Annotated in this window: 14 protein-coding genes; 2 read left to right on the forward strand and 12 right to left on the reverse strand. The window is 65.3% G+C overall.

The annotated features are described in order from the left end of the window. Positions 1-24: 24 nt before the first annotated feature. Entirely contained in the window at positions 25-606 is a 582-nt protein-coding gene (locus Q0J57_RS03550; RefSeq protein WP_297217152.1) for a hypothetical protein, read from the reverse strand. 239 nt (positions 607-845) lie between these two features. Here Q0J57_RS03550 and serS point away from each other — a divergent pair, with 239 nt between their 5' ends. Beyond that, positions 846-2,123, forward strand: coding sequence for a serine--tRNA ligase (serS, locus tag Q0J57_RS03555; protein WP_297217154.1), 1,278 nt, complete (start codon positions 846-848; stop codon positions 2,121-2,123). Positions 2,124-2,384: 261 nt separating this feature from the next. Next, positions 2,385-3,260, forward strand: a complete 876-nt coding sequence (locus Q0J57_RS03560; RefSeq protein ID WP_297217156.1) for a MarR family transcriptional regulator — start codon at positions 2,385-2,387, stop codon at positions 3,258-3,260. 227 nt (positions 3,261-3,487) lie between these two features. Here Q0J57_RS03560 and Q0J57_RS03565 read toward each other — a convergent pair whose 3' ends face one another. The 11 genes from Q0J57_RS03565 to nusA form a co-directional block, all read right to left on the reverse strand. Then, positions 3,488-4,573, reverse strand: coding sequence for a hypothetical protein (locus Q0J57_RS03565; RefSeq protein WP_297217157.1), 1,086 nt, complete (start codon positions 4,571-4,573; stop codon positions 3,488-3,490). Between the two features lie 117 nt (positions 4,574-4,690). Continuing rightward, positions 4,691-6,952, reverse strand: a complete 2,262-nt coding sequence (gene pnp, locus Q0J57_RS03570) for a polyribonucleotide nucleotidyltransferase (RefSeq protein WP_297217159.1) — start codon at positions 6,950-6,952, stop codon at positions 4,691-4,693. A gap of 186 nt (positions 6,953-7,138) precedes the next feature. Further along, on the reverse strand, positions 7,139-7,402 hold the full coding sequence (gene rpsO / locus Q0J57_RS03575; protein ID WP_297217430.1) for a 30S ribosomal protein S15: 264 nt from the start codon (positions 7,400-7,402) through the stop codon (positions 7,139-7,141). Between the two features lie 29 nt (positions 7,403-7,431). Beyond that, positions 7,432-8,343, reverse strand: coding sequence for a tRNA pseudouridine(55) synthase TruB (gene truB / locus Q0J57_RS03580; RefSeq protein WP_297217161.1), 912 nt, complete (start codon positions 8,341-8,343; stop codon positions 7,432-7,434). Between the two features lie 137 nt (positions 8,344-8,480). Next, complete coding sequence (locus Q0J57_RS03585; RefSeq protein ID WP_297217163.1) at positions 8,481-9,815, reverse strand: PqqD family peptide modification chaperone; 1,335 nt, start codon at positions 9,813-9,815, stop codon at positions 8,481-8,483. A gap of 39 nt (positions 9,816-9,854) precedes the next feature. Continuing rightward, positions 9,855-10,148: a hypothetical protein gene (locus Q0J57_RS03590; RefSeq protein ID WP_297217165.1), complete on the reverse strand. Its 294-nt coding sequence runs from the start codon at positions 10,146-10,148 to the stop codon at positions 9,855-9,857. Positions 10,149-10,698: 550 nt separating this feature from the next. Next, entirely contained in the window at positions 10,699-11,724 is a 1,026-nt protein-coding gene (locus tag Q0J57_RS03595) for a bifunctional oligoribonuclease/PAP phosphatase NrnA (RefSeq protein ID WP_297217167.1), read from the reverse strand. Further along, positions 11,711-12,001, reverse strand: coding sequence for a DUF503 domain-containing protein (locus Q0J57_RS03600; protein WP_297217432.1), 291 nt, complete (start codon positions 11,999-12,001; stop codon positions 11,711-11,713). The genes Q0J57_RS03595 and Q0J57_RS03600 overlap by 14 nt, the downstream gene beginning before the upstream one ends. Positions 12,002-12,156: 155 nt before the next feature. After that, positions 12,157-15,141: a translation initiation factor IF-2 gene (gene infB, locus Q0J57_RS03605; RefSeq protein ID WP_297217169.1), complete on the reverse strand. Its 2,985-nt coding sequence runs from the start codon at positions 15,139-15,141 to the stop codon at positions 12,157-12,159. Then, positions 15,134-15,388 (reverse strand): YlxR family protein, encoded by a 255-nt coding sequence (locus Q0J57_RS03610; protein WP_297217171.1) that lies wholly within the window; start codon positions 15,386-15,388, stop codon positions 15,134-15,136. The genes infB and Q0J57_RS03610 overlap by 8 nt, the downstream gene beginning before the upstream one ends. Continuing rightward, complete coding sequence (gene nusA / locus Q0J57_RS03615; RefSeq protein WP_297217173.1) at positions 15,375-16,700, reverse strand: transcription termination factor NusA; 1,326 nt, start codon at positions 16,698-16,700, stop codon at positions 15,375-15,377. The genes Q0J57_RS03610 and nusA overlap by 14 nt, the downstream gene beginning before the upstream one ends. Positions 16,701-16,760: the final 60 nt, after the last annotated feature.

The raw sequence follows: 16,760 nt of genomic DNA on the forward strand, positions 1-16,760 counted from the left end.
ACGTCACCTGTGGGACGCGGGCGACTAGTTCTTCACAAAATTCATGATCTTCTGTCCCATGGGCCGGATAAGCTCACGCAGCGTGGAACTCATGACATCCTTGGCCACATCGCTGCTGGGCAGCGACTTGTAGGTCTGGCCGGCATTGAGGGTCTCCACCCCGGACTTGCGCCCGTTGCGGCTGACCACCTGGAAGGACGCCTGCATGCTGCTGATCAGCTCGGTGGAGGACATTTCCTTGAGCCAGGCCTTCTGCAGGCTGCCGGTCACGATATAGTCCGGATTGCCGCTGCGGGCCTGGTCGGCATTCTGGGCATAGGTCACCTGCAGACCGTCGCGGCGCAGCTCGTCGGCCAGGGACTGCCCCACCCACTGGGCGGCATTCTGGCTGCCGATGAAGGCCGTGCCGTCGCGGCGCACGCCCAGGTCCTGGGAATCGCGTTTGTCGGCAAAGGCCACCACGCTCACGCGGGGGGCATTGGGGGCGGGCAGCACCGTGCTGGGCACGCCGGGCGTCACCAGCGGCACCGTATTGCTGGGACCGCAGGCAGTCAGGGCCAGACCGGCAAAAAGCAGCATGACAAGAGCGGAAATTCGGGAAAGCATGGGGCATCCTCACAAATCGTTTGAAAAAGGCGGACAAAAAAGCGCCCCGCCCCGCACGGCCCTGTGGAAACATGCCTCACAGCGTGCGACAGCCGGGGTACTGGTCATCCCTCGTGACAGGGAAGCGGTGCTGACAATAGCACGGTTTCTCTGAAAAAATATAGCGAAAAACCGTGTCTTGCAAGGCATTATGCCCCGTGGTAGCCTGATGCCCACAAATTTTCCAAGCGGGAGTTTTCATGATCGATCTCAAACTGGTGCAAAAACAGCCCGACATCCTGGCCAAGGCCCTTGCCGACCGCCAGTCGAGCCTGAGCGTGGATGATTTTCTGGCCCTCGACGGTCGCCGTCGCGCGCTGCTGGCCGAAGTGGAAACCCTGAAGAATCAGCGCAATGTGGCGTCCAGCCAGGTAGCGGCCCTCAAGCGCGAGGGCAAGGATGCCTCCGCCATGCTGGCAGAGCTGGGCGCCCTTGCCGAGCGCATCAAGACCCTGGATGTGCAGACCGCCGAGGCCAAGGCCGCCGTGGAGGAATGGCTCATGGGCGTGCCCAATATCCCCGACGTGAGCACCCCCGTGGGCAAGGACGAGTCCGAAAACGTGGAAGTCATGCGCTGGGGCGAGCCGCGCCATTTCGACTTTCCGGTCAAGGAGCACTGGCAGCTGGGCACGGAGCTGGGCGGCCTGGACTTTGAACGCGCCACGCGCCTGGCCGGCAGCCGCTTTTCCCTGTCCATCGGCTGGGCGGCCCGTCTGGACCGGGCGCTGGTCAACTTCTTTCTGGATGAACATGTGAAGCATGAGGGCTATATCGAGGTCTGCCCGCCCTTCATGGTCAACCGCGCCACCATGACCGGCACGGGCCAGCTGCCCAAATTTGAAGAAGACCTCTTCAAGATGCCGGACTGGGGCTATTATCTCATCCCCACCGCCGAAGTGCCCCTGACCAACCTGCACGCCGGCGAAGTGCTGGACGAAAGCGACCTGCCCCGCGCCTACTGCGCGGCCACCCCCTGCTTCCGCTCCGAGGCCGGCTCCGCGGGCAAGGATACGCGCGGCCTCATCCGCCTGCATCAGTTCACCAAGGTGGAAATGGTGCGCTTCTCCCACCCCGACGACAGCTTCCACCAGCTGGACATCATGGTGGGGCATGCCCGCAACCTGCTGGAAAAGCTGGAGCTGCCCTATCGGGTCATTGCCCTGTGCACCGGCGACCTGGGCTTTGGCGCGGCCAAGACCTTTGACCTTGAGGTCTGGCTGCCTGCCCAGAAGACCTATCGCGAAATCTCGTCCTGCTCCAACTGCGTGGACTTCCAGGCCCGCCGGGCAGACATCCGCTTCAAGCCCAAGGGCGGCAAAAGCGCCTATCTGCATACCCTCAACGGTTCCGGCCTGCCCACGGGACGCACCACGGCCGCCATTCTGGAAAACGGCCAGCAGAAGGACGGCAGCATCGTGCTGCCCAAGGTCCTTGTGCCCTATATGGACGGTGTGGAAGTCATCGAACCGCGCCGCTAGGCGCCTTCTGCGCATCCGCATCCTGTACAGGGGGGCACATGCCCCCCTTTTTTGTTGCCCCGGGCGCGGCATGCCGCAGCATATGCCGCGGCCGGCAGGGATGTTTTGCCCTATGCGTTGACGCCTGCCCCGCGTCTCTCACCCCGGCGTACCTCCCCGGCGCTGACGGCAACGACCGTCTTGCCGCGCAGGTCAGGAAATGCCGTGTGCCGGTGAATGGCGCTCTTGACAATTAGTTCGATATCGAACTATTTTCAACACATGCGCTACCGTCAGCTTTTTTCCTATGCCAGCCGCCTGCGCACCCTGGGCAACGAGATTATTCTTGCCGGTCTGCGCCGGCACGGCGTGGTGGGCATTGTGCCCAGCCACGGCGACATTCTGCACATCCTGCTGCATGACGGAAGCTGCACCATGAGCGAACTGGCCCGCCGCATCGGGCGCACCCGGTCCACGGTCACGGCGCTGGTGCGCAAACTGGAACAGGCAGGCTATGTACAGCAGCTGACTGATACCAGCGATGGCCGGGGCCGGCGCGTGCTTCTCACCCCGCAGGGACGGGCGCTCCAGCCGGTCTTTGCGCAGATATCCGCCGACCTGGCCGCCCTGGTGTCCCGGCGTCTGACGGATGACGAGGCGGCGCAGCTGGAACGCCTTCTGGCCAAATGCCTGCAATCACCGGATGCCGACGAAGCGCCGCAGCCCTCTCCGGCGGCTGCGCACACCACATCCCCTACCCAAAGGAGGGTATCCATGAGCAACTACCGTACCGCGCATATTGATCTTCAGGCCAGCCGCACGGAACTGCACGACCTGTTGCAGCTGACAGGCTGTGAAGTTTCCTGCAACACCCTGCCCAAGGGCGCCAGCATTCCCTTTGTGCATGCGCACAAGCACAATGAAGAACTGTATATCATTCTCGACGGAGCCGGCACGCTCTTTGTGGATGGTCAGGAAATGCCCATCAGCAAGGGCGACTGCATCCGCATTGATCCGGCCGGCATGCGCTGCCTCTGTGCCTCGCCGGAACAGGCCCTGCACTATCTCTGCATCCAGACCAAAGCCGGCAGCCTGGAAGGCTACACCATGACCGACGGCCTCATGCCTGCGGATGCGGCCAAGCCCAGCTGGCTCTAGCCCCGGAGCGCCAGCGCATACCATCCGCGAAAAGCCGCCTGCTCTGCAAGACGCCGGGAGAACAGGGACGCAGGACATCGACGTGCCACAAATGCCCTGTTCTCTCGGCATGGCCGTCCTGCAGAAAGCGCCGGGCAGACCGGGTAAGGGGGTAGAAATGAAAAAACGCAGCGCACAGTCAAAAGGACTGCGCGCTGCGTGTGCTTTTTTAAGGGTCTTGCCGTCGTCTACTGCACCGGTGCGGCCGGCGTTTCCTCGTCCACGGCGTCGGGGGCCTGCGGGTCAAAATCAATGACCCGGCCCTGCAACCAGACGTAGGCATCCACCTCGTCTCCCACCTGGGGTTCGTAGTTCCCCAGAACCATCCGGGAGGCAAACACCGGCAGCAGCATGGGCGGGCGGTTGTCAAAGGGGAAGCGCAGATACAGGATGGTGATGGGCATCTTTTCCAGTTCCCCCTGCTGCACCCGCTCCACCTCGGCACGCAGCTGATATTCGCAGAAGCGGCGGCCGGGCATGATCATGCGGCGTCCCTTCATGCTTACCTTGAGCGGCGGCACATCCAGACGGCTCTTGCCGGGATTGTCGGCCAGCCAGCGCTCGGCATAGACTTCAAACTGCGGTCCGTGGGTAATGGTCACATCGTCCAGCAGGGCCTTGCGCAGCGCAAAGCACAGACCGGCCAGGGAAAAGGTGTGGGTAATGCCCGGCGTGAGGTCATCCTTGTCGCGCAGATAGAGCGGATCATAGAACCACATGGGATTCCTGCCCTCCATCATGCTCACGGCAACATCGGCGCCGCCGCCGTTTTCCCACGGCTGCACATCTTCCACGGTCAGGTCATTGGGCAGCCCTTCCAGCAGCGGCGTGGCGGAAAAGGGCTTCATCTGGCCCCCTTCCTCCTCGGCACGCATGAGCACGGCAGCACGCAGGGCCTGATCCTTGGGCCAGGCCATGAGCACATATTCCTTGCCGCTGCGCTTCCATTGCCAGGAGGGGCGCGTCCCCCCGTCATGCAGCACCGTGCCCACCACCTGCGGCATGAGTGCCGCGGGATTCCGGCCCAGCACCACGGCCCAGGCATCACCCAGACCTTCCGCATGGGTACGATGGGTCCCCTTGACAAGGGCTTCCACTTCTTCGGGGGTCATGTCGGGATGTTCGGCATCCAGCGGTTCTAGCGCTTCCTGCCCGGAAGTGCCGGCCTGGGGAGCCTTGGCCGCCTTGGCGGCATCGGCCCCTGCCGTTCCGGCAGTTTTCCGACCTTTCTTCTGTTCCACGGGCTGTTCGGGCGTTTCCGTTTTCTTGGACATAGGGTCCCCTGCTTGTTTCCCCTCCCGCTGCGCTGGCGCAGGGCGCGCCGCGCACGGGAGTTTTCATTGCATGTCCTGCGGTCCGGGGACCGCATGGCGGCCCCGGCACATCACGAGCTAGCGGCGCTCGCCACGGTCCCCGCGGTCACCGCGATCCCCGCGATCTCCACGATCGCCGCGGTCACGGCCATGCCCGCGCCGGTCCCCGCGGTCACCACGGTCGCGACGGTCGCGCTGCGGGCGGGCGGTTTCCTCGGGATTCCAGGGATGTCCCTGTTCCTCCAGCAGCACGGCCTTGCGGCTGGCGCGGATGCGGTCGCCATTGATCTCGATGACCTTCACCACCATGTCTTCGCCGATGCGGGCCACGTCGCTGGGCTGTTCCACGCGGTTCACGTCCAGCTGCGAGACATGCACCAGGGCTTCCACATTGGGCAGCACTTCCACAATGACGCCAATGTCCATGATCTTCTTGACCTTGGCGGTATAGTTCTTGCCCAGTTCGGGGCGCTGGTCATAGTAGCTGACCATCTCGCGGGCCTTTTCCAGAGCATCGGCCGTGGGCGCAAAGATGGAGACGCGGCCCGAGTCCTCAATGTCCACGGACGCACCCGTGGCCGAGGTGATGGCCTTGATGTTCTTGCCGCCGGGGCCGATGATGAGGCGGATGATGTCGGGATTGACATAGAGTTCGGCATGCTGGGGCGCATAGCGGGAAAGTTCCTTGCGCGGTTCGGCAATGACCTTGGCCATTTCGCCCAGGATATGCAGGCGGCCTTCGTGGGCCTGCTGCATGGCCTGACGCATGATTTCCGTGGTCAGGCCGGTAATCTTGATGTCCATCTGCACGCCGGTGACGCCTTCAGCCGTGCCGGCAATCTTGAAGTCCATGTCGCCCAGGGCGTCCTCGTCCCCCAGAATGTCCGTCAGCACGATGAACTTGTCGCCTTCCTTGATAAGCCCCATGGCCACACCGGCCACCGGCGCACTCACCGGCACGCCGGCGTCCATGAGCGACAGGGAACCGCCGCAGACGGCCGCCATGGACGACGAGCCGTTGGATTCCACGGTTTCAGCCACCACGCGCACGGTGAAGGGAAAGTCCGCTTCGGCCGGCAGCACCGGGCGCAGGGACTTTTCCGCCAGGGCGCCGTGGCCGATTTCACGCCGGGAAATGCGCACGGGCTTCACTTCCCCCACGCAGAAGGGCGGGAAGTTGTAGTGCAGCATGAAGCGCTTGGTCACGTCACCCACCAGGCTGTCCACGCGCTGTTCATCGGTGGAGGATCCCAGCGTGGTCACCACCATGGACTTGGTTTCACCGCGGCGGAACAGGGCCGAACCATGGGCGCGGGGCAGCAGGCCGGTCTGGATGGTGATGGGGCGCACGGTCTTGGTGTCACGGCCGTCAATGCGGATGCCCTCATTGACAATGCGGGCGCGCACGATCTTCTTTTCCAGCGCACCGATGATCTCGCCCACTTCCTTGAGGTCTTCGCTTTCGGCCCAGGCCGGGTCTGCCTTGAGGGCTTCCATGACCTTGTCCTTCACCACCTTGCGGGCATCCTTGCGGGCCATTTTTTCGGGCACGCGCATGGCCTCGTCAATGCCGGCCGCGCGGGCCAGTTCTTCCACGCGGGCCACCAGCACGGGATTGTCCTCATGCGGGGTAAAGGGCATCTTTTCCTTGCCGGCCAGTTCGCGCAGGCGCAGCTGCGCCGCAATGAGAGGCTGGATTTCCTTGCGGCCCCATTCCAGAGCCTCAATGATCACCTCTTCCGGCACAAAGCGGGCTTCGCCTTCCACCATGGTCAGGGCATCGGCAGACGCGGCAAAAACGATGTTGAGATCACTGCGCTCCTGCTCCTCGTAGGAGGGATTGAGCACAAACTGGCCGTTGATGCGGCCGATGCGCCCGCCGGCCACCGGCCCTTCAAAGGGCAGGGGCGACAGCAGCACCGCCGCCGAAGCGCCGGTGAGGGCCAGCACATCGGGATCGTTTTCCGTATCCGCGGAGATGACGCCGGCCAGCACCTGCACGTCCTCATTGAGGCCCTTGGGGAAGAGCGGACGGATGGGCCGGTCGATGAGGCGGGAAACCAGGGTTTCGCGCTCGGAAGGACGGCCGATTTCACGGCGGAAGAAGCTGCCGGGAATGCGCCCGGCGGCGTACATCTTTTCGGAATATTCCACCGTCAGCGGAAAGAAGCCCTTGTCGAATTCCAGGGGCTGGGAGCAGACCGTGACCAGCACCACCGTGCCGCCGCACTGCATCCAGACGGCGCCGTGGGCCTGATTGGCCAGACGGCCGGTTTCCAGGATGATTTCCTTGCCGCCGACCATGGCGGTCACGCGGGTGGGATTGAGCATGTCAGACATGATAGCCTCGAATGAAGGGGATTCCGACAAAAACGGGCAGCGGCCGGCCACCGGCGTCTGCGGGGTCTGCTGCCTGCTTTTCCCGGACCCCCCTTCCTGCGTTATGCCCCCGGGCGGGGGCGTTTTTCTGCCGCAAAATGCGGCAAGGGGGAGCCGCCCGGCGACTCCCCCAGCCAAAAATCGGACTTACTTGCGCAGGCCCAGCTTTTCGATGAGGGCGCGGTAACGCTGAATATCCTTCCGCTTGAGGTAGTTCAGGATATTGCGCCGCTGGCCCACCAGCTTGAGCAGACCCGTGCGGGAGTGGAAGTCCTTCTTGTGGACCTTGAAATGGCCGGTCAGCCCTTCGATGCGGGCGGTAAGCAGGGCCACCTGCACTTCCGGCGAACCCGTGTCGCCTTCGTGTTTGGCATGGGCTTCAATAACGGCCTTTTTCTGATTAGCGTCCATCACCACAGCAGTTCTCCTTGAGGATGAAGTTAGTTCCAGAGTCCCCGCACAATGGTCCAGCACGGGCCGGACGGACTGTCCTGACGCCGGGCCAGGGCCAGTTCGCAACCGTTTTCCATAAGCAGGGCGCGTGTGCCCTCCTCATGGCAGGGCACAGCATGCCCGTTGCGCACCTGCCGGGCCTCGTCAGCCGAAAGGCTCACGCGGGGCCAGTGCGGCAGCGCCTCGGCAATGGGGCGCAGCCCGCGGACCATGCGGACAGGGTCGGCCAGCACATCATCCAGCGAAACGGCGGCATCCAGACCAAAGGGGTGACTGTACTCGCGGGTCAGTTCCGTGAGCACGGCTCCGCACCCGAGTCGCTTCCCCAAGCTGTGGGCCAGGGAGCGTATGTAGGTGCCGGAACTGCAGGCAACCCGAAAGCGGACAAAAGGAAGGTGCATGTCCAGCACCTCCGCCTGCGAAATTTCCATGCGCTTGACCTTCACCGGGGCGGCCTGCCCCTTGCGGGCCAGCTTGTACAGGGGCTGCCCCTGATGCTTGGCCGCAGAATAGGCGGGCACTTCCTGCTCGGTCAGCTCTTGCCAGCGGGCCACTTCGGCCCGCACGGCCTCCTCGTCAATGTCCTGCCACGGGGCCTCGCGCAGCACCTGTCCCTGGATGTCCCAGGTATCGGTTTCCTGCCCGAGGCGCAGCTGACCGCGGTAAACCTTGCCGCCGTCCGCCAGCAGGTGCGAGGCGATCTTGGTGCCCTGCCCCAGCAGCACCAGCAGCACGCCCGAAGCCATGGGGTCCAGGGTGCCGGCATGGCCGATTTTCTTCTGCCCCAGGCGCTTGAGCATGGAAAGACAGCGGGCCGATGTCGGCCCGGAAGGCTTGTCGAGCACCAGCACGCCATGCAGTTGCGGCAGAGAGGCAGGTTGCGGATCACGGTTCGTCATAGCGCAGACAGGGAGAATAGCCGCGAAGGGCGCTCAAGTCAAAGCCTTTTCCTCACCGGCCCCTCTTCCGCCCGGCCCGGCTGACGACGTACCGCAAAGCGATCCCTGCCTGCTCCCCGGCACGGGCCGCCTGGCCCTCATTCCTCTGTGGGCAGCGGGGCCGCCTCCAGAAAGCCGGCCGCGCACAGCTGCTGCCGCAGGCGGCGAACATCCCGGCGGATAGTGCGGGGGGCTGTTCCCGGAAAGGCCTCTTCCAGCAGCTCCGCCAGTTCGGCCTCGCTGCCTGCCGTCTCCCAGAGCTGCCAGAGGACACAGCCCATGCTGTTGAGATGAAAAATGCGCCCTTCCGGCCCGCAGGCCCGTTCGTCCCTGGCCAGAAAGCCGCCCTCGCCCTTCTTGCGAAAAACTGTGCCCGGCCGCTGCCTCCAGGCCGCGGCCGCCTCCGTGGCGACGCGCCTGTCATGGGGACGCCGGGCAGTGCGCCGGCGCAGAACCCTTCCCCCCCGCAGCCCGGTCAGGCCAGGCGGCACGGCAGGGTCTGCCGCCGGAAGGCCGGGCGCGCTCACGCCTTCTCCCGGCCAACAGTCCAGCAAGGTCACGGCCTCTTCCAGGCTTGTGTAGCGCAGTATGCGGCAGGGCACCTGCTCCACCAGGCGGCTGGCCGTGACCAGGGCCTGCCCGGCCTTGCCGTCCCGCAGCAGAAAGCGCTGCAACATGGCCCGCAGGCCAAGACTTCCGGCCGGCGCCTCCAGGGCAGCGGGGGCGGTATCCTTCCCGCTGTCCTGCCGGTCCAGCAGCACAATGCCGTCCACGGGCAGGCGTGCCCCCGTGGGGCACAGGGGCAGCGCCAGGGGATCACAGCACAGATAGTCGCTGTCGGCACAGGCCACGTGCTCGGCCTGGGCCAGAAAGGCGGGCAGACGGCGGGACGGCGGCAGCGGCAGGCGCAGGCGTGGCGCCAGTCCGTAGGCCACCACCTCCCCCTGCGGCGAAAGCCCCAGCATGTCATCGCCAATGCCCTGCCAGCCGGCGAGCATGAGTTCCGTCAGCAGAGCGCTCTTGCCTGCTCGGTGTTGCCCGCAGAAAAGCAGCGTCAGGCCATGGCGCGTGGCCGCGGCGCCATGCACCCCCATGCAGGGGGCGGCCAGGGCCTCGTGCACGGCCACCAGCTCGATGGCCAGGGTGCAGGCCAGACAGGCCAGTGTGGGTTCAAAACTGTAGCCCGGCGCCAGCAGACAGCCCCGTTGCCCAGGCCGGGCCGGCGTGAAGGCCGTGGCTTCGGGACTGACGCCGTGCAGGCGAAAGCCTCCCCCGTCCAGCGGCTGCACCACAAGCAGCGGCTGCTGGTCTGCGGCAGGCGCTGCCAGCTGCACGGGCCAGCGGGCCAGCATGCGGCCAACGGCCGTCAGAGCCTCGGCCTGCCCCCTGCCGGGCAGAAAGCGCAGCACGCCCGGCAGAAAGGCAAAACGCATATCCACCGCCGCGCTCATGGGCACACCGGCCTCCCGGCATCAGTCACGGCGGAAACCGCCAGTATCCATGCGGCGGTCGTCACGGTAGCCGCGGTCATGGCGGGCAGGATAGTCGTCATAACGGCTGTAACGGCTGCGCCGCGTGTAGCGCGTATGTGCCGTATAGCGGGTGCGCCGGGTACGGCGGGTCCTGTGCGAATGGGCCTGCGCCTCGTCCAGACCGGTAAGGGTCGGTGCGGCATAGGCCAGTCCGGCAGCCACCAGTCCCAGCAAAAAATGCCGGCGACTGCTGCGTGTCGTTTTTCGAGACAGGTGAACAGAGGATGCGTGCATGAACGTCTCTCTCCTGAAGCATGGAGGCAATGCCGGCGTTTTCCCGCTTCGGGAGAACATGACCGACATTGCCCCAAAACGACGGGACGGGACAGCCCGCGGCTGCGGGGTCCCGTCCCTTTTTTTCAGGTGTTAGATGCCAAACGGTGGCCGACGCCCGTCGCGGTCACCAGGTCTGCCGGGCCGCGAGGGACCGGGTCTGCCGGGTCTGCCAGGACGGGAAGGACCGGGTCTGCCGGGCCTGCCGGGACGTGACGGACGCCGCCCAGGACGGGACGGTCCGCGGCGACCGGGGCGCGAGGGGCCACGTCGGCCGGGCCTGCCGGGGCGCGACGGACGACGGCCCGGACGGGACGGACGTCTGCCCGGACGGGAACGCCGGGTGGGTCTTCCCGGAGCGGCTTCCGCCTCATCCAGGCCCAGCAGGGCAGGCGCCATATAGGCCATCCCCGCAGCCACAAGCCCGAGAAGAAAGCGACGGCGACTGATCGCCCCCTGCCCTGCTTCACGACAGGACGTCTCATTTGCATGTTCCGCCATAATGTCCTCCTTAGCAAAGATTCCTACTTTGCGTATGTTCTTTCAGAATGGCAGCAACAGAATCCACAACCTGTTCCATAGCTCGAGTTGCGTCCATGTGCAAGGTCCCGCCGGCGGCATTGAGATGACCGCCCCCACCCAGCTGCATGGCGGCACTGCGCACATCAATGCTGCCAAAGGAACGCAGGCTGAACTTGTAAACGCCCGGCGCATCCTCGCGCAGCAGGATGGCAGCCTGTACGCCGGCAAGACGCCGCATCTGCTCCACAAAACCTTCCAGGTCCTCCTTGCAGGCGCCGCTGCGGCGCAGGTCTTCCAGCCGCACCAGGCAGGAAACCAGCCGGCCGCCGCAGTGCAGATCCAGCCGCTCCATGAGGCGCGCCCAGAGCCGCATGCGGGCCATGCTCCAGCAATGCTCCAGCCGCTGCCGCAGCAGCGGAATATCGCAGCCGTTTTCCACAAGATGGGCGGCCAGCCGCAGCACGTGGGCACTGGTATTCCCGTGGGCAAAACCGCCCGTGTCCGTCACAAGCCCCAAGGCTATGGCCTCGGCCAGCGGACCGCGCAAGGCCGCGCCGGCGCACAGCGCCACACAGGCCATCAGCTGGGCCGTGGCCGCCGCCTCGGGCTGTATCCAGGAAAACTCGCTGCCCATGCCGCCGCCCAGGTGATGGTCCACATTGACGGTGCGCAGGCCGGGCAGACACCTGGCCAGCTCATCGCCCAGGCGGTGCGGCTCGCCGCAGTCCAGCAGCAGGGCCGCCTGCGGCGCAAAAGGCAGGTGCTGCACGGTGTCGTGCATGACCCCGGGCAGGGGCAGAAAGCGCAGGTAGTCCGGCACGCCGCTGCGGCTGTACAGCACGCATTCCCGCCCCAGCGCCCGCAGCAGCCAGCCGGCCGCCGCCATGGAACCCAGGGCATCGCCATCGGGGTTGACGTGAGCGGCAATGATGATGCGGTCCAGCCCGCGCAGAGCCGTTACCACCTGCCGGGCCGGCTCGCGCCAGCCGTCGGGCACAAGATCAGTCAAGGGCATAGATTTCCACCTCGCTGTCGGTCATTTCTTCTGGACAGACCGCCTCCATCATGAGCACGCACTTGTCCATGCGGCTGCGCAGATGGCCTTCGTTATTGGACAGCGACGTGACGGCCAGGCGCAAGCGCGTAAGGCTTTCTTCCGTCCCCGCTTCGGCAACGGCCACGTTGAAGCGGTTGCGCACCTTCTGCTTGAGACTGTTGGCCACGCGGCGCTTGGCCTTGAGATTGTCGTTGCCGTGCAGGGCAAATTCCACGGTCAGCACTGCCACAAACATTTCCGCCATAGGGCTTTTTTGCTCCTTGTCCGTTACTGCCACTATGCCCCAAAAGGCCCGCCGCCCGCAAGCCGCCTGCCCGGCAACAGAAAGGGGAACCCCCGCGCGGGAGTTCCCCTCTGTCATCCGCGGCCGCCACGGGCCGTGGCAAGTGCTTACAGGGTTGCGGCTTCTTCCACGGTTTCGAAGGCCTCGATAACGTCGCCGATCTTGATGTCATTGAAGTTTTCAAGACCCACGCCGCATTCGTTGCCCTTGACCACCTCGCGCACGTCGTCCTTGAAGCGGCGAAGGGAACTGACCTTGCCGGTATAGACCACCACGCCGTCACGCAGCAGGCGCACGCCGGCATTGCGGGCAATCTTGCCATCGGCCACGTAGGAGCCGGCAATGATGCCCACCTTGGGCACGCTGAAGGTATTGCGCACCTCGGCCTGGCCCAGGTAGACCTCGCGCTGCACGGGAGCCAGCAGACCGGCCATGGCGCTCTTGATGTCATCCACCAGCTTGTAGATGATGTCATAGAAGCGGATATCCACGTTCTCGCGTTCGGCCACATCCTTGATCTTGGCCGTGGGCCGCACGTTGAAGCCGATGATGATGGCCTGCGAGGCACTGGCCAGCAGGATGTCCGATTCCGTAATGGCCCCGGTACCGCCATGCACCACGCTGATGCGCACCTTGTCGGTGCTCTGCTTGGTGAGCGCTTCGGTGATGGCTTCCAGCGTGCCCTGCACGTCGGCCTTGAGCACCAGGTTGAGGGTCAGGGCCTCCTGATCCGAGGCACGGCGCGAGAGGAAGGTTTCCAGAGTCACGCGCGATTCGCTGGCCAGGTCCTTTTCCCGCTGCTTGATGGCACGGGCATCGGCGATGCGGCGGGCCAGCTTTTCATCCGCCACGGAGAAGAATTCCTCCCCGGCTTCGGGCACGCCATCAAAGCCCTGCACTTCCACGGGAATGGAGGGGCCGGCTTCCTTGACCTTCTTGCCCTGGTCGTTGACCAGCGCCCGCACGCGGCCGGAGAACTGGCCGCACACAAAGTTGTCGCCCTGACGCAGCGTCCCTTCCTGGATGAGCACCGTGGCCACGGGGCCACGGCCCTTGTCCAGCTTGGCTTCCACAATGCGGCCGTGGGCAGGCTTGTTGGGATTGGCCTTGAGTTCCAGGATTTCTGCCTGAAGGGCCACCAGTTCCAGCAGTTCGTCCAGGCCCTGACGGGTCTTGGCGGACACGCGTGCCACAATGGTATCGCCGCCCCACTCTTCGGGTTGCAGACCCAGTTCGGACAGTTCGCGCAGCACGCGGTCCGGGTCGGCACCGGGCTTGTCCATCTTGTTGACCGCCACCATGATGGGCACACCGGCCGCCCTGGCGTGGTTGATGGCCTCGCGGGTCTGTTCCATGACGCCGTCATCGGCCGCCACCACAAGAATGACCAGGTCCGTCACCTGGGCGCCACGGGCGCGCATGGCCGTGAAGGCCTCGTGCCCGGGCGTGTCAAGAAAGACGATTTCGCCGCGCTTGGTCTTGACGTGATAGGCACCGATATGCTGGGTGATGCCGCCCGCTTCGCCGCTGGTGATATTGGACTTGCGGATGGCGTCCAGCAGGGAGGTCTTGCCATGGTCCACGTGGCCCATGATGGTGACCACCGGCGGACGGGGCTTCAGGTCTTCGGGCCGGTCAGGCTCGGAGGGCAGCAGGTAGTCCTCTTCGGAGAAGCCGGTCTTTTCCACTTCATAGCCGAATTCGGCCGCCACCAGGGTAGCCGTGTCAATATCCAGCGACTGGTTGATGGTGGCCATGACCCCCAGACCAAAGAGCACCTTGATGATCTCATTGACCTTGAGGCCCATCTGATGCGCCATGTCCGCCACGCGGATGGCCTCGTCCACGCGAATCTTGCGCTTGACGGCCTTGAGCGGCTGGGTGGCCTGCTGGGCGGCGGGAAGAGCCTTGCCGGGCTTGCGGCGGCTCTTGCCGCGGTTCATGCGCGGCACATCATCATCGTCGTTGCGGCCAAAATCCCCCTGCTGGAAGTCCACCGTGCGGCGGCCCTTGTTGCGCTTTTTCTTGCTCTGGCCGTCGCGACTGTCGGCCGGGGTCGGCTGGGCAGGCGCCGCATAGCCGCCGGTGCGCGGCCCGCGGCTGTCGCCACCGGGGCGACCGCCGGAACGGGGCGGACGACTGTCGCGCCCTTCCCTGCCCTCTGCGGCACGATTGTCATGGCGGGCGCCGCGTTCGTTACGGTCATGATGGCCGGCGGCATGGGCAGGGGCGCTGCCGGGCGCAGGCCGGCTGATGATACGTACCTGCGGCGCGGGAGCCGGCGCAATGACGCGGGCACGCTGCGGCGTGGCCTCTTCCTGAACAGGCGCCGCCTCGGCTTCCCGTTCGCGTTGTTCCGGCGCGCGCGGGGGCAGCGTGGGCGCGGAAGAACCTTCCGGCATGGCGGACGCATCGGGGCGGGCGTGGCGGGCAGGCCGCGCCTTTTCGGCGGTTCCGGCCTCGGCGGCCGGCGCCGGCGTCACGGGAGCAGCCTCTGCCACCCTGGCCTTTTCCGCAGGCTTTTCCACCGGCCTGGGGGCGGAAGCAGCGGCAGCGGGCGCGGCGTGCGTTTCCGCCACGGCATCTCCGGGACGGCTGATGACGCGCGCCGGCGTCACAATGCGCGCATTGCGCATGGTGGGCGCGGCCTTTGCCGGCCGGGCGGCGGGCTTTTCCACCGGCCTGGCCTCGGGCTGGGGCGCCGGGGCGGCTTCCTCAGCGGGTGCCGGCGCCTGCGCTGCGGCAGCGGGCGCCGCCGGTTCCGTGTCCTTCCGGGGGGCTTCCTCGCGGGGAGCGGTCTGCTCCGCCACGGGGGCTTCCGGGGCAGGCGCCGCTTCCGGGGCCTTTTCGGCCGCAGCGGGTTCCTTTACCCGACGGCGGCGCACAATGACATCACCGGGCTGCGGTTCCTTGCGGCCCCCGTCCTGCCTGGCGGCAAAAACCTCGCGCACGCGCGCGGCGTCCTCGGGAGCCACGGCGGCCGTGGCCGTCTTGCCGGGCAACTCCAGCTCACGCAGCACAGCCAGCACATCCTTGGGCTGTACAGACAGTTCGCTGGCCAGATCTCTTACTTTCAACTTGCTATCAGGCATTCTTCCCCCCCTTGCGCCGGGCGGCAGGCCGGTAGCTGGCAAAGCGTCTTGCGCATTCCGGCTTGTCGCACACATACCATCCCCTGCCCGGGCTGGTCATGGACGCATCGATACTCAAATTTCCGTGCTCATCCTTCACATAGCGCGTGAGCGCTGCCTTGGCGAAGCGTTCCCGGCAGATGACGCACATGCGCACCGGCACATGGGGCGCGGCAGCATCTGCGGGACCGGCACTACTTGTCGTCATGGGACGTTTCTGCGGACGCTCCGGCGTCATCGACCTTCAGCAGCTCCACAGCGGAGGATTCGGGATCCTTTTCCACCACCGGAGCAAGGAAATTGATGGCCGAACGCAGGTCCGCAATACGCCCGGCAGAAATGGTCAGTTTATCGGCAAGCTCCTCGTCCGTGGCTTCCCGCAGCTTTTCCAGCGAGGAATACCCGGCTTCCAGCAGGGCTTCGATGGAGACTTCGGCCACGCTGGCCACCTGCTGCAGGCCGTGGCCGATGGCATTGGCCTCGTTGTAGCGGCTTTCGGTGAAGATATCGACCTTCCAGCCCAGCAGACGGGCCGCCAGCTTGACGTTCTGGCCCTTGCGGCCGATGGCGTTGGTCAGCTGGTCATCGGGCACAATGACTTCCAGCAGGTTTTCTTCCTCATCCACCACAATGCGGGACACCAGGGCCGGGGCCAGGGCATTGCGGGCATAGGTGGCGATATCCGCGCTCCAGACCACAATGTCGATGCGCTCGCCGCGCAGTTCCTGCACGATGTTCTGGATGCGCGAACCGCGCACGCCCACGCAGGCGCCCACAGGGTCCACATCCCGCTCGCGGGAAAGCACGGCCACCTTGGCGCGGGAGCCGGGATCGCGGGCCACGCCCATGATCTGCACCACGCCGTCGTCCACCTCCGGCACTTCGCGGCGGAAGAGCGCGGCCATGTAGTCGCGATGCGCACGGGAAATGACGATCTGCGGGCCGCGGCCCTCCTTGCGCACCTCGATGATCAGGGCCTGCACGCGGTCATTGCGCTTGTAGTGCTCGCGGGGAATCTGCTCCTCGCGCGGCAGGATGGCTTCGGTGCGGCCCAGGTTGACCACCCAGCCGCCCTTGTCGCGACGCTGCACAATGCCGGAAATGATTTCGCCCACCCGGTCCTTGTACTCGTCATAGATGATTTCCTGCTCGGCATCGCGCATGCGCTGGATGATGACCTGCTTGGCGGACTGGGCCGCAATGCGCCCCAGGTCTTCCACCTTGACGCGAAAGCCCATTTCATCATCCACCTGCACGGAGGGATCATGGGTGCGGGCATCGGACAGCTCGATCTGCGTATCCGGGTCTTCCAGCTCGCCATCCTTGACCACAATCTTGAACTGGTAGACTTCGATGTCGCCGGTATCGTCGTTATAGGACACTTCCACGTCCATGTCTTCGCTGAAGCGGCGCAGGACGGAGGTGCGCACGGCTTCCACCAGCGTTTCGATGAGCATCTCGCGGTCAAGGCCCTTGTCCTTGCTGATCTGCTCGATGGCCTTCTTGAGTTCAAGATTCATACGTCTGCCTCCGTGCCGCCGGATGCGGCGGCAATCTTGTCCCAACGGGGACGGCATGCC

The sequence above is a fragment of the uncultured Desulfovibrio sp. genome, from assembly GCF_944324505.1.
Taxonomy (GTDB): domain Bacteria; phylum Desulfobacterota; class Desulfovibrionia; order Desulfovibrionales; family Desulfovibrionaceae; genus Desulfovibrio.